General features: G+C 35.7%; 12 protein-coding genes and 1 tRNA gene. 3 read left to right on the top strand and 10 right to left on the bottom strand.

Annotated elements, in window-relative coordinates; all coding sequences use genetic code 11:
- Nucleotides 1-26 precede the first annotated feature (26 nt).
- From ABD692_RS10760 to ABD692_RS10745, 4 genes are all read right to left on the bottom strand, one after another.
- A complete protein-coding gene (locus tag ABD692_RS10760) occupies nt 27-1559 on the bottom strand; it encodes a RagB/SusD family nutrient uptake outer membrane protein (RefSeq protein WP_344766845.1) in 1533 nt (510 codons plus the stop codon).
- A gap of 9 nt (nt 1560-1568) precedes the next feature.
- On the bottom strand, nt 1569-4709 hold the full coding sequence (locus ABD692_RS10755; protein ID WP_316756190.1) for a SusC/RagA family TonB-linked outer membrane protein: 3141 nt from the start codon (nt 4707-4709) through the stop codon (nt 1569-1571).
- 254 nt (nt 4710-4963) lie between these two features.
- A complete protein-coding gene (locus ABD692_RS10750) occupies nt 4964-7882 on the bottom strand; it encodes a ligand-binding sensor domain-containing protein (protein WP_344766842.1) in 2919 nt (972 codons plus the stop codon).
- 75 nt (nt 7883-7957) lie between these two features.
- Complete coding sequence (locus ABD692_RS10745; RefSeq protein ID WP_344766840.1) at nt 7958-8614, bottom strand: GDSL-type esterase/lipase family protein; 657 nt, start codon at nt 8612-8614, stop codon at nt 7958-7960.
- A gap of 219 nt (nt 8615-8833) precedes the next feature.
- On the opposite strand from ABD692_RS10745, the gene ABD692_RS10740 reads away from it, so the two are divergent.
- Nucleotides 8834-9043 (top strand): hypothetical protein, encoded by a 210-nt coding sequence (locus ABD692_RS10740; RefSeq protein WP_316756173.1) that lies wholly within the window; start codon nt 8834-8836, stop codon nt 9041-9043.
- A 19-nt stretch (nt 9044-9062) separates the two neighbouring features.
- Here the strand turns inward: ABD692_RS10740 and ABD692_RS10735 are convergent.
- Nucleotides 9063-9135, bottom strand: a tRNA-Lys gene (locus tag ABD692_RS10735).
- A gap of 438 nt (nt 9136-9573) precedes the next feature.
- Between ABD692_RS10735 and ABD692_RS10730 the strand changes: the two genes are divergently transcribed.
- Nucleotides 9574-10356 (top strand): hypothetical protein, encoded by a 783-nt coding sequence (locus ABD692_RS10730; RefSeq protein ID WP_344766837.1) that lies wholly within the window; start codon nt 9574-9576, stop codon nt 10354-10356.
- Between the two features lie 106 nt (nt 10357-10462).
- Here ABD692_RS10730 and ABD692_RS10725 read toward each other — a convergent pair whose 3' ends face one another.
- Complete coding sequence (locus tag ABD692_RS10725; RefSeq protein WP_344766835.1) at nt 10463-10846, bottom strand: carboxypeptidase-like regulatory domain-containing protein; 384 nt, start codon at nt 10844-10846, stop codon at nt 10463-10465.
- Between the two features lie 1085 nt (nt 10847-11931).
- Between ABD692_RS10725 and ABD692_RS10720 the strand changes: the two genes are divergently transcribed.
- Complete coding sequence (locus ABD692_RS10720; protein ID WP_344766833.1) at nt 11932-12081, top strand: hypothetical protein; 150 nt, start codon at nt 11932-11934, stop codon at nt 12079-12081.
- 1 nt (nt 12082) lies between these two features.
- Here ABD692_RS10720 and ABD692_RS10715 read toward each other — a convergent pair whose 3' ends face one another.
- The 4 genes from ABD692_RS10715 to ABD692_RS10700 all read right to left on the bottom strand — a co-directional run bounded on the left by ABD692_RS10715 (nt 12083) and on the right by ABD692_RS10700 (nt 17231).
- Nucleotides 12083-12448, bottom strand: coding sequence for a hypothetical protein (locus ABD692_RS10715; protein WP_344766831.1), 366 nt, complete (start codon nt 12446-12448; stop codon nt 12083-12085).
- 102 nt (nt 12449-12550) lie between these two features.
- Nucleotides 12551-14998, bottom strand: a complete 2448-nt coding sequence (locus ABD692_RS10710) for a TonB-dependent receptor domain-containing protein (RefSeq protein ID WP_344766829.1) — start codon at nt 14996-14998, stop codon at nt 12551-12553.
- 118 nt (nt 14999-15116) lie between these two features.
- Nucleotides 15117-16874 (bottom strand): PspC domain-containing protein, encoded by a 1758-nt coding sequence (locus tag ABD692_RS10705; RefSeq protein ID WP_344766827.1) that lies wholly within the window; start codon nt 16872-16874, stop codon nt 15117-15119.
- Nucleotides 16875-16895: 21 nt separating this feature from the next.
- Entirely contained in the window at nt 16896-17231 is a 336-nt protein-coding gene (locus ABD692_RS10700; protein WP_316756162.1) for a PadR family transcriptional regulator, read from the bottom strand.
- Between the last annotated feature and the right edge of the window lie 350 nt (nt 17232-17581).

The raw sequence follows: 17581 nt of genomic DNA, 5'->3' as shown, positions 1-17581 counted from the left end.
TAAAAAACCCCACCCCCTTAAATATTTTATTTAGTACCGCCGTACTCTTTGTTTTGAAGTATTTTAGTATTATTTAACTCTGCCTGCGGAATAGGAAAGATTTCATTTTTGTTTGCAGTGAAACCTTTGTATGCCAATACCGTTGCAGCTTTACCCCAACGAACTAAATCTGGAAAACGGTGACCTTCACCTGCAAGTTCCAACCTTCTTTCCTTCATTATATTATCCATGGTTACAGCTACTGGATTTAAGCCAACACGAGCTCTAACTGCATTTAGCAATAAGTAAGCACGACTACCAGGACCTACAGCACCACCGCTTTGCAAGATAGATTCTGCTTCAAGCATATAAGTATCTGCAAGTCTGATTTCGTATGAGTTTTGAGGGAAGTTTAACTCGGTTTGTCCTGTAGGCGCTTTATCAGCAACTCTGCCTATGGTTTTTTCTAAGAAGTAACCACTGTTTTGATATCCTTTTTCGTATGTAGCAATACCATTTTTTTCAAGACTATCTAAATTGGCAACAGTTGCTTTATTACGTGGATCGAAGTGAATAAAATCGAAGAATTCTTTAGTAAAAACTAAGAAACTATAACCCGAGTAATAGTCAGGTGCACTGGCTAACACTGGTTTGTATCCACGAGGACCAACAATAATATTTAACAAGTTACCTTCAGAAGCTCCAGCATCGCCCCAACCACCGTTAGAAGCATTTGAGTGAACAATTTCCAAAATCGATTCGGTATTGAATTTATTGTTCACTTTAAACAAATCGCCAAAGTTTGTAAGTAATTTGTAGCCATAAGTTGCGTTTGCCTGTCCTGGAGTAGTTCCGTTTACCAGCGCAAATTGTTCAGCAGCCTGAGCATATTTTGCCTGTTGTAAATAAACTTTACCCAATACAGCCTGCGCTGCACCCTTAGTAAGGCGACCACCTTCACTTGCCCCTTGCACGGTATTAGGAAGGCCTGGAATGGCTTCGGTTAAATCTTTCTCAATTAAGGCATAAACATCTGCAGGTGCTACTTGTAACACATCATAAATCTGTTTTGGATCTACTTCTGAGGTTAGTAATGGAATGTTTTTAAAGAAACGAACCAAATCAAAATAGAATATGGCACGTAAAGCTTTAGCCTCACCTGTATATCTTGCTTTTAACGTCGCATCCATATTAATGCCACCAATTTTCGACAAGAATACGTTTGCACGGAAAATACCTGCATATCCTTTATTCCAAAGATAACCCTGTGGACCAGTTTGCGAATTTAAGGTAAAGGTATTTACAACCTGAAGGTCGTTAATATCTGATGGACCACCACCTCCTGCAACCTGATCGTCAGATGCGGCATCCATAATGGCAACTTTGTCATAAAGTCCACCACTTTGGAAACCAAATCTATCATAAATGGACACTAAAGCAGCAAATGCATCTTGGGGAGTTTTGTAATAATTATCTAAAAGAACCCGTTCCTGAGGATTAATCTCCAAATATTTTTTACAGCCTCCAAATAGTTGCATTCCAGCCAGGATTACAACTAAATAAGTTATTTTTCTTTTCATTTTAATTAATTAAAAATTAGCATTTATACCAAAAACGAACGAACGAGCTTGTGGATATACACCACGATCGACACCAAATACGTTACCACTGTTATTAGAACCTAACTCTGGATCGTAACCACTATAACCAGTTATTGTGAATAAATTTTCAGACAAGGCATATACACGGAATTTTTGAAGACCTATTTTGCTTGTTACTGATTTCGGAAGTGTATAACCGATTTGGAAAGTTCTCAATCTGAAATAATCTCCTTTTTCTAAATACAATGAAGAGAATTTAGTTAAGTTTTTATTTGGATCAGCATCCGTTAATCTAGGCTGAGTACTTGAAGGGTTTGATGGCGTCCAACGATCTAATCTGGAAGTTGAATAATTCGCGTTCGGAATATCTAATCTTCTCAATCCCTGGAAAATCACATTACCTGCAACACCACTACCAAAGGCAGTTAAATCCCAGCTTTTGTAAGTTAAATTAATTGTTAAACCATAAGTGAAGTTAGGCAGGCCATTTCCGATAAAATCTCTGTCATTTGCATCGATAGCATTATCACCGTTTAAGTTGGCAAATTTAATGTCGCCAGGTTTTGCTAAGGGTTGCAAAGGTTGTCCGTTAGGACCAACATAAGCATTAATTTCTGCCTGAGACTGGAAAATACCTTGATTTACGTAGCCGAAGAACTCATTATATGAATGTCCGATTTGAGTACGTGTTATGGTACCAAGAGTTTGGAAACTCGCCTGGCTATCGTCGATAAAGTTGATACCCGGGCTTAATTTATCAATCGTGTTTTTAATAAATGAACCATTACCGCTTACGTTTAAGCCAAACTGACCAATTTGTTTACGGTATGATAATTCAAACTCAAAACCTTTGTTTGACATATCTGCAATGTTAGCTGCAGGGCTACCACTACCAACATAACCTGGTACTGGTGGATTTTGAAGAATACCCACTGTTTTCTTTTTGTATATATCAGCGGTTAAAGTAACGTTTTTGAAGATTGTTGCATCGATACCGATGTTGCTTGATCTTGTTTCTTCCCACTTCAAATCAGGGTTGGCCGAAGCATTCGGGCTATAACCAATGTTAACAACGTTTGCATTACCAAAAGTGTAGTTTCTACCGCTACCAACTGTAGGAACGTAAGCAAAGTCACCAATACCATCATTACCGGTTACACCGTAACTTCCACGAATTTTTAAGAAATTAACAATGTCGTTTTGCGGGAAGAAATCCTCTTTGGTTGGTACCCATCCAATTTGTGCTGACGGGAAATAACCGTATTTATTATTTGCACCAAATCTTGATGACCCATCACGTCTGATTAAGGCAGAGAATAAATATTTCTCTTTGTAGTCATAAGTTAATCTAGAAAACAACGAGAAGATTTTGTGATCTGTACCCTCGCTACCATCTGATGTTCTACTTGCTGCAACTGGTTTAAATCTCATAGATGCAGAATAAAAATCTGTTGCTGGTACATCAAAAAAGGTTGTACTCACGCTACGGCTAAATCCATCGCTATAAGAACCTTGACCTAGTAACAAGCTTAAATTATGATTACCTAAAGATTTTGTGTAAGACAATGTATTTTCAAGATTGTAAGTAATTACATAATTTATGTTTCTTGAAAACTGTGTTCTGCTATTTGAAGTAGATGAGTTTAAATAATAGATCGGGTTAAAACCATCACCACCATAAAAAGCCAGTTTAGAACCCAAAGTTGAACGGAAACGTAAACCTTTAATTGGCTCGGCTTCTAAAAATCCGTTACCCACGATATTATGATCCCAGCTATAATTTCCGATTTGTCTTTTAATACTTGCTAGAGGGTTGCTGATCTCTTGTGCAACTCTTGTTGAAATGCCATAAGGGAAACCGTTAGCATCTCTGAAAACAGGCTGATTGCTGTAAGGAGGTGCATTGTAAACCGTTGGATCGGTGATAATTGCAGGCGTTAACGGATCTAAGTTAATTGCAGAACTTAAAGGCCCACCAAATTCGCTATTGGTGTTTCCAATTCCATTGGTAATTGAATGGCTATAACCTAAGTTTTCGCCAATGGTTAACCATTTATAAAGCTTGTGTGTAGAGTTAATACGAATGTTCGCTCTGTTAAATTTAGAAACCTCTGTAGAAACGATACCATCGATTTTAAAATAACCGAACGATAAGAAAAATGTAGATTTCTCGCTACCTCCGCTTAAACTAACTTCGTGGTTCTGACGGGCAGCACTATTGTTAAAAATTAACGATTGCCAATCCGTTCCTTCACCAAGTGATGCGGCATTTGGATAAGGCAAAACAGGTGTTGTTCCGGTGTAATCATTTAAGTAAGATTCGTTTCTTAAGGTAGCATATTGTGTTGCATTTAAAAGATCTAATTTCCTTGCAGCACGAGCTTCGCCATAATATCCGTTATACGTTAAATTTAAATTTCCGGCTTTACCTTTTTTAGTTGTTACAATAATTACACCTGATGCTGCACGAGTTCCATAGATTGCAGCAGATGCACCATCTTTTAAAACTTCAATGGATTCGATATCGGATTGATTTAAATAACCGATACCACCGTTATCTACCACAACTCCATCAATAACCCAAAGCGGATCATTTTTGCCTCCGAATGATGTGAAACCCCTTAGCCTTACCGTTGAAGCAGAACCTGGCTGACCAGACTGAGCCGCAATTGTTAATCCTGAAGTTCTTCCTTGTAATGCTTGTTCTAAACGAGTTGTTGTTGGTTGATTTTCTAAATCAGCGGCTTTAACGCTTGAAATTGCACCAGTTACAACACTTTTCTTTTGTGTACCATAACCTACCACAACTACATCGCTTAAATCTTTGGAATCTGTTGCCAGCGAAACTGTAATTTTTCCGCCTGCCGGAACTGTAACTGTTTGTGCTGCCATTCCTAATAAACTAACAGTAAGTTTGGCGCCTACCGCTGCCTGAATAGAAAATACACCATTTGGATCTGTAGAGGCGGCTCGGGATGTGCCTTCAACTCTGATTGTAACACCTGGAAGCGGAGTTCCATCTTTCTGATCTGTTACCTTTCCTGTAACGGCAATATCTTGGGCAAATAATGCCAGCGGAAATGCCATGATACAGTAAATGAAGAATACGAATGTAAATCTTCCTCTCATAGAAAATAATTTTAAGTTAATATTTGGTTAGTTTGAGTTTGGGTTTGGTGCCACAACTCAATTCAAATCTATGTACGGGATTTAATATTGTGTAATTTTCTTGTGCTACACAAACCCTACAAAGCTTAATTTTCTTTTGATAAGACCCTACTTTAAGCACTACATAAGCACTACTACACAAATACAAGTAACTGATTATCAATTATTTAATATTTAAAGAAAAACTCGTATGAAAATTGTTAAAAAAGGTTAAATTATGACGTTTTCTGCCTCGAAATCTCGATTAAAAACTCGTACAGATTGGTTTCTGGCTTTAACTGAAGTTTCTTTCTCAACCTGTAACGGCCTACTTCGACAGCCTTTATGGTAACATTCATTAGTTGCGCCATTTCCTTTGAAGATAAGTTCATACATAAGTAGGCGCAAAACTTCAAATCGTTCTGACTTAAATCGGGGTAAAGGTCTTTTAGTTTATTAAAGAAAGCAGTATTAACATGGTTAAAGTGTACGCTCAAATGATCCAGTTCCTGATCTTTTTTCTCTACATCTTTAATTAACCGGATAAGATGCCTGAAACTTGGGGAGTTTTCGTTGAGCGTATCATCGTGATTTTTGATCACAGAAGAAATTACTTCTTTAATTTTGGCTAAGACCTTTCCACGCTGAACCAAATGCATGGTCATGGTAGAAAGTTCCTTGTTTTTATAATTAACATCGGCCTCCAGCTTTTCATTTTGTAAACGTACAATCTCCTTCTCGCTTCTGTCTATTTCCAACTGGTGGAGATAGCTCATGCGCTCCTGTTCCTTTACATGCTTCTTTTTTTGCCAGGTGATTAACATTCTTAAAAGCAAGGCAAAAATTACCAAGTACACAAGCCTCATCCACATGGTGTTATACCAGGCGGGTAGAATTACAAAACTATAACTTACGATTTCCGATTCGTTGCCAACATCGGTTCGGGCCTTAATATTAAATTTATATTGCCCGGCAGACAAGTTGGTATAATCCTTCTCACTTTTACCATTCCAGGCAGACCATCCATCATCGAAACCAACCAGCTGATAACTAAATTTTGTGTTTTTTTCGTGCTCAAATAAAGTAGAGGAGAATTCGAAGTGTATGGAATTTAACGCATTTTTATATTCTGGAATTTTTGATAAATTCTGCCTGGCAATCATTTGCCCATTCTTCACAAAATAGCCGCCAAATACTGTGCTATCTTTCGGTCCGAGTAGTTTAATGTTACCAATTACAACAGTTGGTTTTGCTATATTATCTAAATATTTATTGTAATTAATATGATAAGCCCCTTTGTTGGCGCCTATAAAAACGTTTTCATCATCAAGCGTATAAATAGACTCAAATCCTCCAACTATCTTTCCATCTAACTCTGGCAAATAGAAAACACTAAAAGCATTTGAGCCAGAAGGTTTATGAAAATCGATAATACCAACCTTTTTATTGCTTACGAACCAAACATTTCCATTATTATCTTCCTTTAAATACTGAATCGAGATGCCATTTAAAACCGATCCAAACATTTTAAATCGAGTAAACTTATTTTGTACTTGATTATATTCGTATAATCCATCGATTGTTGCAATAACAACATGGTTCTTTATATGGTAAACGTAATTGTATAACCGATTTGGAAGGCCGTTTTTATCGGTAAATAATGTTGTTTTGGTAACTTTTTTCTTATCGGGCGATAATTCTATTTTATAAACTCCATGGTACGGATGAGAGGCCCAAATGTTATCGTTATTATCCACAACGATAAATCTTAAGGTTTCGGAGATCCCCTCAATTTTACCTTCGCTTATAAATTTACCACTTGCAAAGCTTATTTTCTGCAGGCCTAAATAAGTGCCAGAGAGAATATTTTTAGCTGGAAAAACATTTTCTAATGGCTGAAACATCCAGGTACCGGGAAGTGAGTAAATTGGTGTAGCTACATTTCCATTAATAACCGACGCACCATCTTCATGCGCCATTATTAATTGATTATTAATCTCATCTAAGCCCCAAACTTGTCCTTTTGTATTCTTTACCTCTTCAAAGCCCGATATAGATAAACTTAAATCCTTAGCGCTTGTATTAATTTTCGTTGTATAAAGTCCGTTGGAGGTGCCTATATAAACATTCTGGTTTATTTTTCTGAAAGCATAGCTGGTAATTTGCTTATTCCGATCGGGCGAAATACTTTTTATGGCGCTATTAATTGCAACGTAAGCAATTCCATCATCCAAAGCCAGCCACATGTTTTTATCATGATCTAATAAAATACCACGAACGTTATTATTTTGCAGCCCTTCGCGGTAGTTGTACTTTTGTACCAGATCGCCTTGTTTATTCATCAAATAAACGCCTCCAGAGGTCGTTCCAGCGACATAAAGGTTATTGTTAATCCGACTTGCAAAGAAAATTCTATCGTTAAAGAATACATTATCCAGCTTAGTTTTTAAGGTACTTAGCTGGTTGTTGTAGAGTAGAAAAAATCCTTTTTTTAATGTAGATACCAACAGGGTATCGCCGTTGTAGTTAGAAATTGATGTTATGGAAGATTTTTTTAAAACATCATCACTACAAACGGGCTTCCATACCTCTTTATCGTAAACAAATAAGCCAACATTTTTTGCCTGAGCGTAAACTTTATTATTCGCCTTACCTAAAAAAGACCAGGTTTCTGCTGGCTTATAGGTTTTCATTGCGCCATCCTTATAATGAAGCATTACGTTTATGGAGCGAAAAAAGACTTCATCATTTAAGATGGAAATATCCCAGATATCCGCAATTTTTCGAAGATTCTCAGGAATAAGATTAAGTAAGGACGTGTATTTTAAAATACCACGACTATCAGGAAAGAAATAACCGATTTCATCTTGTGCACCTATATATATCCTGTTTTTAGAATCGATACCGATTGAACGTACCGAAGTAAAATTTGGTAATCGGTAAATGTTCCAAAACTGTCCGTTGAAGGTGAGTAAACCTTCATTGTTTCCAAAATAAAGAATGCCATTTTTATCCTGCTGAACATCCCAGTTTTGCATTCCTCCATTGTACTGTTCGTTATTATAATTTACAACTTGCGGAATCCCCAGTAAATCCTGGGCATAGGTTATACAGGAAAAAGAAAAAAAAGTAACAAAAAGCAGAAATTTCTTCATGGTTAGAAAGGAAGGATTTTACACAATAATAAATATATAAAATTTAATTTTCTAACCTTCGGTTTTAGGTAGCTCTTATTTGAGTAAATGAGGCTTAACTGCTTTTCTCCAAATGGCATAACCTGCTGCGTTCATGTGGAGCATATCACCTACGTAAAGTTCGGTTCTTCCAGCTCCATCTTTGAGCATTGAAGGAAAAATATCTACAAATACTGTGTTTTTTTCTGTAGAAAGAAACTTCTTAATCAAGGCATTAGCACCAATTACCTTATCCCGAAACTTATCGCGACTTGGACTAGGTTTTATAGAAATGTAAACAATTGGAACGGTTGGCAACTTAGCTCTTATTGCTTTATAAAGTGTAATTGTTCTATTCAAAACGGTATCGGCATTCACTTTATCATCTACCACATCATTTTCACCTACATAAAGTACAATCTGACGTGGATTATATGGGAAAACAATATCATTTAAATAGCGGGTAATATCATTAATAACTGCACCACCAATTCCTCTGTTTAACGCATTATACTTAGCAAAAACCTGTGTTAAATCATCCCATTTCCTGATAGAAGAGCTCCCAACAAATAATACAGGGTTTACTGGTGGTTTAAACATTTGATCGTACTTCTTAATCGTTTGCACATCATCGTAAAAAGCTGGCTTCTTTTGAGCGTGCGATACAGAAATAAAAAATATTACGAGTGCAATCAGAGAAAAGTATTTTTTCATTTTAGGTCAATTAATATTCCACAAGGTTACAAACAAATTTGAAAATACAACAGCATTTATCGGGCATTTAGATGTAATTAATGTGTTGCTTTTACGTTATATACCACTCTATATTAAGTCGTAATGAAAAATAAGCCTGTTTTACCCTTAAAAAAAAGGTAAAAATACCCGCCGATAGGTATTTTAAATTATTTAATTTTGGGGCGTTCTTCTAATCAAATGAAAAAAATATTAATTGCATTGTTTTTTTGTGGCATTTTAACCTCTGGTTGCAAAAAGAAAATATGCGGTGTAATTTCAGCTATAAGTACAGAATCCTCTCCAGCGGACGGACAGCCTATATATAAAGTTTATTTAGAAACGGGCGAAGTTGTACCGATGAAATCGAAGGGAAGTTACCAGGTTGGCGAAGCTTATTGCAATGATTAATTTTATTAATTTTCTGTAGTGACCCCTCAGGGGTTCGAACCCTGGACCCACAGATTAAGAGTCTGTTGCTCTACCAACTGAGCTAAGGAGTCAAAATATTTATATTCAAATATAAATTAAAAAGGTGATGTAATAAACATCTACCCGACAACAAGTTACACAATAATTCAATTATAGTATATCAAAGAATTCTACAATGGAAGTTCAGGCTATATAGGTAAACTTAAGTGTTGTGCGCCAAAATTGCGCCATTTATGAGGGGTGATGCTTTGCTTTCTTTCAGTGGTTTTTAGCGAAAGATAGCGGGTTAAGCTAGGAGATATGCATTCAGCAAGACTAAGTTCGCGAAAAACAAGCACGCCATCATTTCATTCTGTCATGGTTTTAATTTTTGCTAAGCGTCCTTCGGACTTTACTGCAACGACCTTCGCTCCATACGGATGTCGGTACGCAATAATATTTAAGGTAAGTGTATTTGAACAGCAATAATTATTGGTAACTTATCAATCTCTAAAGGAACAACTATTGTTATGCTCAAAACCTCTCTCATTTTCTACCTTTCTTTGTTGACCTTGACATGTTTAGCCCAAGTTAAATTAAAGAATTTTGATGTTTGGACTGTCAAAGCCATTGACACCTCTTCTTTTAATACTCTTACAACATTTGAGACACAAATGGATTCACTCTTAAATGCCCAACGAACTGAGCAACTTCGAACATTACTAGGTGGCAACAGCTTTATAGAGGGGACTTCTCAAGAGATTATTGATTCTGCTATCAATAATCAAAAGATACTAGCGTCACTTAGATATAAGGATAATAGGAGTCGATATAGTTTCAGGCAATATAAAAATTCGATTGAGCTTAATGACCAGACAAAGCAGATCGATGATTATGGGAGTGAATGTAAATGTACAATTGATAACGACACCTTGAAAATACAAATGGGAATATTCGTGTTTGGCGGTTTCGAGTTTACTATCAAGGTTTTTAAGAACATATTTACTAGCCATTACCTTATTGACCAGTATAACTTGAAGATCTTTAAGTTAAATGACCGAGACTCACTAAGCTCGGCTATACAAATTCTTATGGCGCATCAGGATCTTAATTTATCAAAATCATTGAAGCTTAGGATGGGCGAGCAGATTTATGGATATCTAACCTTTCAGACCATTAATTACTTACGAGCAAATGACTACGAGGATGGTTTGGCGGGAGATCAGTATAATTCTGCCAACATGGACAGAATGTATGTCAAAGGAAATCTTCAATTTAAGTGCAAGATTAATAAAGCAATACTCCATGATTGATATCTACATGTTTTACTACTGAACAGCTAGAGTTAAAAGATTAAATAAGCTACTTTCGAACTTTACTGCAACAACCATAGCTCCATAGGCCTGTCAGTACGCATTTTCAATCAATTAAGGGCCTCATATCGTACTTCATCTTAAAGTTTACAACTGCTGTATCGCCTTTCTTTAGTTTCAAATTTCTGGTATATATATGATGATATCCAATCCAAGCTGCTTTTAACTTTTGGGAGCATCCAGTAATATCTAATGTATACTTGCCATCTTTATCTGTTGAAGTCTGCCTTAGTTTATCAATAGTTGAGATTACAACAACAGGCATAGCTAATCCTGTATCTTCATCTATAACCTGACCAGTGACAATGATTCTATCCGCATTACTGCTTAAAACGCTTTTGGTATACTTTAGCGGATTGCAGCTGATTACAACTGATGCAACTAGTATTAGCGCAATCTTGCTTTTAATGTTTTTAAGGTTGTTAATCATGGTTTTTGTACAATCTACAATATACCGCTTTTATCGAATATCAGGTCATTTTAGGCTGATTACTGATTATTTAAACATAGATCGAATCCAGTTGCTTTGCAACTGCTGATTCTCACACATTTTCTCAGTTCGCAGATGGTGAACAAAACATCAATTTAACTTTTAATCTACTTTATTAATGCTTACTTTGCGATTAAATAAACGTCTCTTGAAGTACTTAAGCGTAATTAAAACAAACTGGATACATCTAGTTGGATTTTATATTTCAACCTATATAGGTCTTATAATATTTAGGTTATTGGGAATGCAACGATACTCATATGAGAGTTGGAACAGTACCTTGTTCTTAAATTTACTTACGATTCCCTTATTGTTCTTTACCTATGGCCTAATAATTTTAATTTGCTTCCATCTCATTATTATTCTAATGGACTTATTGGCGTTTAGGTTTATCCCAGTAAGATTTGAATACATATTGATAGTCGAATGGCTTGTTATAATTCCCCCGTTCGTTTATTGGGCATTTAAGTACGATTATTGGCTGTGGCTTTTTTTGACTGCATCATTTTTATGCACACAATTCATTAGAAAGCGATGGTTGAAAGGCATTGTAAATGAATAAAGTTTATGATACCAAATTCAAATAGCCCCTCGTAAAAATTGATTAAAGACTTTCTATCGATATATAAGGGCACTAGTTTCATAAAAATTGCTAATCAATTGAATATCCAAAATTAAAATGTATCCCTTAAATAAAGAAATAATTTCAAAATATCGACACCTATAATGATGAGTTAACACAATCATCAATTAAAAACTATGACACTAAAGCACCTAAGTTCGAAACCAAATTTTTCAAACTATGCTAATTATCGCCTCATAATATTGCATTAATTAAAGAGTTGGATCAAATATTTTGTGTTATTATAATCAATCATTACACAAATTTAAGCTTTAATCTGCCGAAGCGTCCCAGAACTTCCCGCATAAATGCTCAACCCCTTCACACACCCAGTTTATTAGTTTGCTTCTTTGCTTAGATTCAATTAAAGCTTCTATATGTTCCATAATTACTTCAAATCAAGATGGTACAGAATCAAACTGCATTTAAAGTGGCTGAAGTTGAAGTAAGCTACCAGCATTGGCTAATGGGAAGTATAACATTTACACTCAAACATAAATTAAAAAAGGCCGATATAAATACATTACTTCAGCCTCCTAATCAATTAAAATAAATTATTTACTACCTAAAACAGCACTTATCCCATCTGTAAACTTCTTTAATTTTATAAATCCTGTTATTGAGCTGTTTCGCTTATCGAGTTGAATTTGTAATGCCCCTTCGGTAGCCTTCATTCTAAACTCTTCCCCTTTTAATAAACTTACTTTTGTATCGATATTCTGATCCATCGGTAATTCATTTTTTAGCTCTCGGGCAATATATTTTTCGAGTTCATCCGTTTTACTTACTGGATAAACGGCATTGTAAGTATATTCTGTTTCGGTATCTTTAACTCTGATACTTAAATTAGAATCGTTGCTTTTGCAACCCAGTGTTACCGCTATTACCAGAAGCACAATGGTGTAAATTATCTTTTTCATTCTTTTTGAGTTTTGGTTCACTAGTAAATAGTTCGCTAGTCAATCTTTGCAATCTGACTATTGGAAATTGATTAAGAGTTTATTGAGAATTTAAATACTAAACTACCCTCCTGCTCTTCCTTTTATATCATCGGTAGCGGTATTTCTCGATCTTGCAGATTTTACATTTTGATTTCCGAAACCATAACTGATACTGAAATTAGCTCTTCTACTGGTATATCGATTGGTAACCTGAAGATTTACATTTTGATATTCTAAAGCACCTTTCCAATAGTTGGTTAAAAGAATATCATCCATATTTAAACGCAATTTTAGCTTTTTATTGAGCAAACTTTTCTGAATACCAGCGTTTAATGCGTATTGTGCAATGGTTGTTTGCTCTACACCCGATACTTTTGGCGAACTATACCAGAAACTGACTTCGACTGTAAAGTTTTGCGGTAGAATAAAGGTTTGATTGGTGTTAAAATTATAAGCCACTTTCGAAGCACGAAAAGCCGCACCTTCTAAATTCCCATCTTCAAATTTGTTGTAGTAAACACTTGCATTATTTTGCATATTCCACCATTTGGCAACCTTAACCGGGAAATAAACTCCAGCCGAATAATTTTGAGCACGGCCTAAATTTTGTCTAATTACGCTAACAATTCTAGATACTTCATCCTGTTGACTAATTTGAGTAATCATATCGCGGGTATCGGCATAATTTAAAGAAAATGATACTTGTTTGTAACCGTACGATACTTCGAAATTATCGGTGAATTGGGGTTTTAAATAAGGATTTCCCTGATCAACAGCATACGGATCCATATAAAATGAAAAGGGATTAAGCTGCTGATAATTTGGGCGATCTACCCTGCGGCTGTAGGAATAACGGATATTGTTATTTTCGTTAAGTTTCTGATTAACAAAAACGGTAGGGAAAAGCGACAAATAATTACGATCAACTTCTTTATTGCTGGTGATTGAATTACCATTTGAGTGTGTGTGTTCTGCTCTCAAACCTAACTGAACCTGCCACACCTTCCATTCTTTAGAGAAATTACCATAAATGGCATTAATGTTCTCCTTATAAATAAAATTGTTCGATTTGTTTAGTTCGTTTTGCCAGCTGCCTGATAAAAACTGTTCTGATATGAAGTCGTTATTGGTAACGACATAACTGCTTTTTAAACCAGTTTCGAATTTCATCGTTTTATTAATCGGTAAGGTAAAATCGGTTTTCGCAGCAAAAATATCAATGTTTGCATCGGTATTATTTCTTAGCAAAGTTGTATTGGTCTGTTGCCCGCCCTGATTTAAATACCTGGCATTAAATTGCTCATCCTTCTTATTGTTGAAGTTAGAGTAATCAACATCGAAAGAAATATTTTTGCCTGTTTTATCAAAATCGTGCTTAATGTTAAAGTTTGCTGTTAGGTTATTAGCAGGCGAATTCGAATAAGCATCCTGAAGTACAGAATTTGAACTTGCCACATTTGATTGAACTTCATTAATCAATGTATTGCTAAAATTATTAAGTTTTGTTTTAACGGTATTCGCATCAATCATCACTCCAAAAACTGTTTTTTCAGAAGCATAATAATCGGCACCTAGCTTGCCCTGAAAACCTACACCTTTATTTTTACGATCAAAATCCTGAGTAAAAGCGCTTGCCAAACCATTAGCGAAAGTTGTTCTCGTAAGAAAAGTATTATTAAAACTAGCTTTTCTAGCTACCGTACCATTTCCAAAGATATTCCACTTACCTTCTCTATGATTTAAGTTCAGGTTTAAGCCTGCCCGAGCCAAATCTGTCGGCGAATCGGGCATAATGCCTTGTCCACCGTTTAGCGATAATGTTCCATTTGTACCGTAAGCCTTATTTCTTTTCAATTTAATATTGATAATGCCCGCATTCCCTGCGGCATCGTATTTTGACGATGGGTTTGTAATCAACTCAATTGTAGCAATCTGGTCGCTACTCATGTTACTAAGCAAAGTGGTAATATCCGCTCCCGATAGGAAATTCGTTTTTCCATCAATCATTACCGTTACACCCGATTTATTATTCAGCTTAATTTGCTCACTTTGTCGGTCGATTTGTACGCCTGGTGCCTTTTCTAAAACCTCCAAGGCCGTACTTCCAGATGATACAATGCTATTTTCGACGTTTAAAACCGTTTTATCTATTTGATGTTCGACATATGGTTTACGACCTTGAACACTTACTTCTTTAAGTTGCTTTGCTTCGCCATTTAAAACAATTGATGGTAATTTTAAATCTCCTGTTAAAGCAAAGCTTTCGGTTTTTTTGGTTTTATGTCCCATCATCGAAACAGACAGACGATAATTACCCTCTATTAACTGGTCGAAAATAAATTCTCCATCTACATTGGTAGAACCGCTTTTTACTATCGTTGTATCAGGAGAATTTAAAACTTTTACCACGGCAAAGGCCAGTGCTTGTCCTTTTTCATCAACAACTTTCCCCGAAAGTTTGCTGTTTTTTTGGGCAAAGGAAGCCCCACATGCGATTAAGCATGCAATTAGCGTAAGTAATGTTTTCATGGTTTCTTTTCTTTTTAAATCATCCCGACTTTAGCTTAGCGCTAATTAGCAGCACAAAGAAATCTTTTAACTTAGCGTTAGCACCAAAAGATTTCTCTGCCTTGGCCGAAATAACAAGTTATTGGTTGTCTTGATTTTCTTCAATGTTGATACCTAATTCTTGCTTAACTTCTCTAATCCTGTTTGATACAGAATCCTGATAAACCGAATCAACGGGTTTCTGTTTCTGCAGCACTTTTAAATCAGATAGTTCCTGTTCAAGTTTTTGCTTTTTTACAGCTTCTTCTTTTAATTGAGCAACGCATCTTAATCCATCTTCAGTCATAATCCAGGTACTGTAATCGTTGGAGTCGTTTTCTTTATCGGCACAATCCCAGGTTCCATAATTGTTAATGTAACGGTAAGAATCTTCTTTGATAATCACTTTTGTTCCAACAGGTATTTCCAGATTGATCCATACTTCCTGATTTCTCCAGATACTTCCTTTTCTTAACTGAAAGCGAGGATTAAATATTAACGATGATTCTTTAGCGGTATAGGTATAACTTATATTTTGAGCGTTCTGTAAAGCACTTTGAAAGGTTTTTCCCTGCGATTCGAATTTCTGAACCAATCTGGTTACACCTGTTTCGCTTTTGATAATATTAATCCGAACGTTATTTGGCGATACGAAAGGTCCGTCTTCAAAATCATCAATCACAATCTTGTTTCTTTGGTTTCCATCAATGTGGTACGCAACACTATCTTCCTTACTGAAATATTTGCTTCTATCAATATCGATTATGTAAGTTGGCAAAGTTTTCAATTCGGTTGTTTCTGTTAATTCGGCATGTTGTTTAAATTCTGACGAAATTTTTGCAGCCTGATAACCAACCGTTGCAGCACCAGCTAACCAAATAATTAACAAAGCGAACGAAAGTGTTTTGTTTATAGCTTGTTTACTAAAAGCAACACGAATAGAGAAAAGTACCAGAGCTAATATCGGTATGAAACACACAATAAAAGCGCTGAATAAAATTACACCACGATTGCCTTCATTAATAATGGAGAAAGGAAAGAATTCATAAATGCTGGCATCCCAAAATCCCTGAAAGGCAGCCGTACCAATAATTAAAGCCAGTAAAAACAGTACCCCAAAAATTACAATAAAAATTGCAATTATTTTGAAGATCACTTTACCTGTTCCAGCCATAAAGCGACCTAACCATTCGAAAAACTCACCAACAAAGTTTCCAAATTTAGTTATTAATGGTTGTGCATGTTTGTTTACTTCGGTTAAGCGTTCTTTAACGGCCAATAACTCTTCATCTAAATTCTTTTGAAAACCTTGAAGATTTGCTGGCTCGCCTTTCATTTCCATTTTCTCGATCCGTGATTTTGCTTTTGGCATAATAATCCAAAGCAAGGCATAAACCAATAACCCCGAGCCGCCAATAAAGACAGATAAAATGGCTGCTATCCTAATCCAACGTGCCTCAAAATTTAAGTAGTGTGCAATACCCGCACAAACGCCCGCAATTACGCGTTCATCCATATCACGGTATAATTTCTTATCGGTGATTTGATATTGGTATGCGGTGTTCACAACAGGCTCTTCCTCTCCTTCTTCTGCCATATCAAAATCCTGTACCCTACCCATTTGAGCAATTACAAAATTAACATTGGCAGTATCTACAACTTGTTTTTTCTGCTCTTCCAGCTGCTCAAAAAGCAATTCGGCAATACGATTTTCTATATCAGTTACAATTTCCAAATCATCTGCATGATTGGCAAAATGTTGTTTCACCTCGTTTAAATAAGCCTTTAAAAGCTCGTAGGCACTTTCCTCAATATGTATTATGGTGTTGCCTATATTTATGATGATGGTCTTTTCCATTTCTTTGCGGTTATAAATAATTTATGAATTGGCTCCTTTTTGTGAAATACCCACAGCATAAGCCAGCTCCTGCCAGGTTTGATCTAATTGAGATAAAATGCCCCTACCATCTTCGGTAAGTGTATAATATTTACGGGGAGGGCCCGAGGTAGATTCTACCCAGTTGTAGCTTAACAAACCGTTGTTTTTAAGCCTGGTTAATAATGGATATAATGTGCCCTCAACCACCAAAAGTTTTGCCGACCTTAATTCAGCAATAATATCTGAGGCGTAAATTTCTCCTCTTGCGATGATTGATAAAACACAATATTCCAGAATTCCCTTCCGCATTTGCGTTTGCGTATTTTCTGCTATCATAAAACAAAGATATATGTTTTATACAATACTATGTATTACATAGTACTAAAATAATTTCAAATCGTAATACAAAACACTGATAATCAATTAAATAATTTTATTATAAAAATTTAATAAAAGAAAATAATCCAATAAACTGATGTTTTTTTGAGTTTTTAGGAAAGCAGAGCCAGTGAATTTCCGGTCAATTCTGCCCCGCTAATGCTTCAATCTTTTTTCAATTTCGGTAATTGCTGATCGAAAGTTTTACAAGAAAAAAGGATTTTCGCGTATATCGGGTTTAGAAAATTTGGCCAGTAAAATAAACCTGGGTTGATAAAAAAAAGGGCAAGATTTGAACAATAAGTATC

Origin of the sequence: Pedobacter ginsengiterrae (genome assembly GCF_039537385.1) — a bacterium.
Lineage (GTDB): Bacteria > Bacteroidota > Bacteroidia > Sphingobacteriales > Sphingobacteriaceae > Pedobacter > Pedobacter ginsengiterrae.
The sequence above is the reverse complement of the archived record's forward strand: the minus strand, read 5'-3'. Positions and strand labels throughout refer to the sequence as shown.

Excerpts from the sequence above, each read along its gene's own strand:
- ABD692_RS10760 (WP_344766845.1), bottom strand. The coding sequence starts at position 1,559 with ATGAAAAGAAAAATAACTTATTTAGTTGTAATCCTGGCTGGAATGCAA.
- ABD692_RS10755 (WP_316756190.1), bottom strand. The coding sequence starts at position 4,709 with ATGAGAGGAAGATTTACATTCGTATTCTTCATTTACTGTATCATGGCA.
- ABD692_RS10750 (WP_344766842.1), bottom strand. The coding sequence starts at position 7,882 with ATGAAGAAATTTCTGCTTTTTGTTACTTTTTTTTCTTTTTCCTGTATA.
- ABD692_RS10745 (WP_344766840.1), bottom strand. The coding sequence starts at position 8,614 with ATGAAAAAATACTTTTCTCTGATTGCACTCGTAATATTTTTTATTTCT.
- ABD692_RS10740 (WP_316756173.1), top strand. The coding sequence starts at position 8,834 with ATGAAAAAAATATTAATTGCATTGTTTTTTTGTGGCATTTTAACCTCT.
- ABD692_RS10730 (WP_344766837.1), top strand. The coding sequence starts at position 9,574 with ATGCTCAAAACCTCTCTCATTTTCTACCTTTCTTTGTTGACCTTGACA.
- ABD692_RS10725 (WP_344766835.1), bottom strand. The coding sequence starts at position 10,846 with ATGATTAACAACCTTAAAAACATTAAAAGCAAGATTGCGCTAATACTA.
- ABD692_RS10720 (WP_344766833.1), top strand. The coding sequence starts at position 11,932 with ATGGTACAGAATCAAACTGCATTTAAAGTGGCTGAAGTTGAAGTAAGC.
- ABD692_RS10715 (WP_344766831.1), bottom strand. The coding sequence starts at position 12,448 with ATGAAAAAGATAATTTACACCATTGTGCTTCTGGTAATAGCGGTAACA.
- ABD692_RS10710 (WP_344766829.1), bottom strand. The coding sequence starts at position 14,998 with ATGAAAACATTACTTACGCTAATTGCATGCTTAATCGCATGTGGGGCT.
- ABD692_RS10705 (WP_344766827.1), bottom strand. The coding sequence starts at position 16,874 with ATGGAAAAGACCATCATCATAAATATAGGCAACACCATAATACATATT.
- ABD692_RS10700 (WP_316756162.1), bottom strand. The coding sequence starts at position 17,231 with ATGATAGCAGAAAATACGCAAACGCAAATGCGGAAGGGAATTCTGGAA.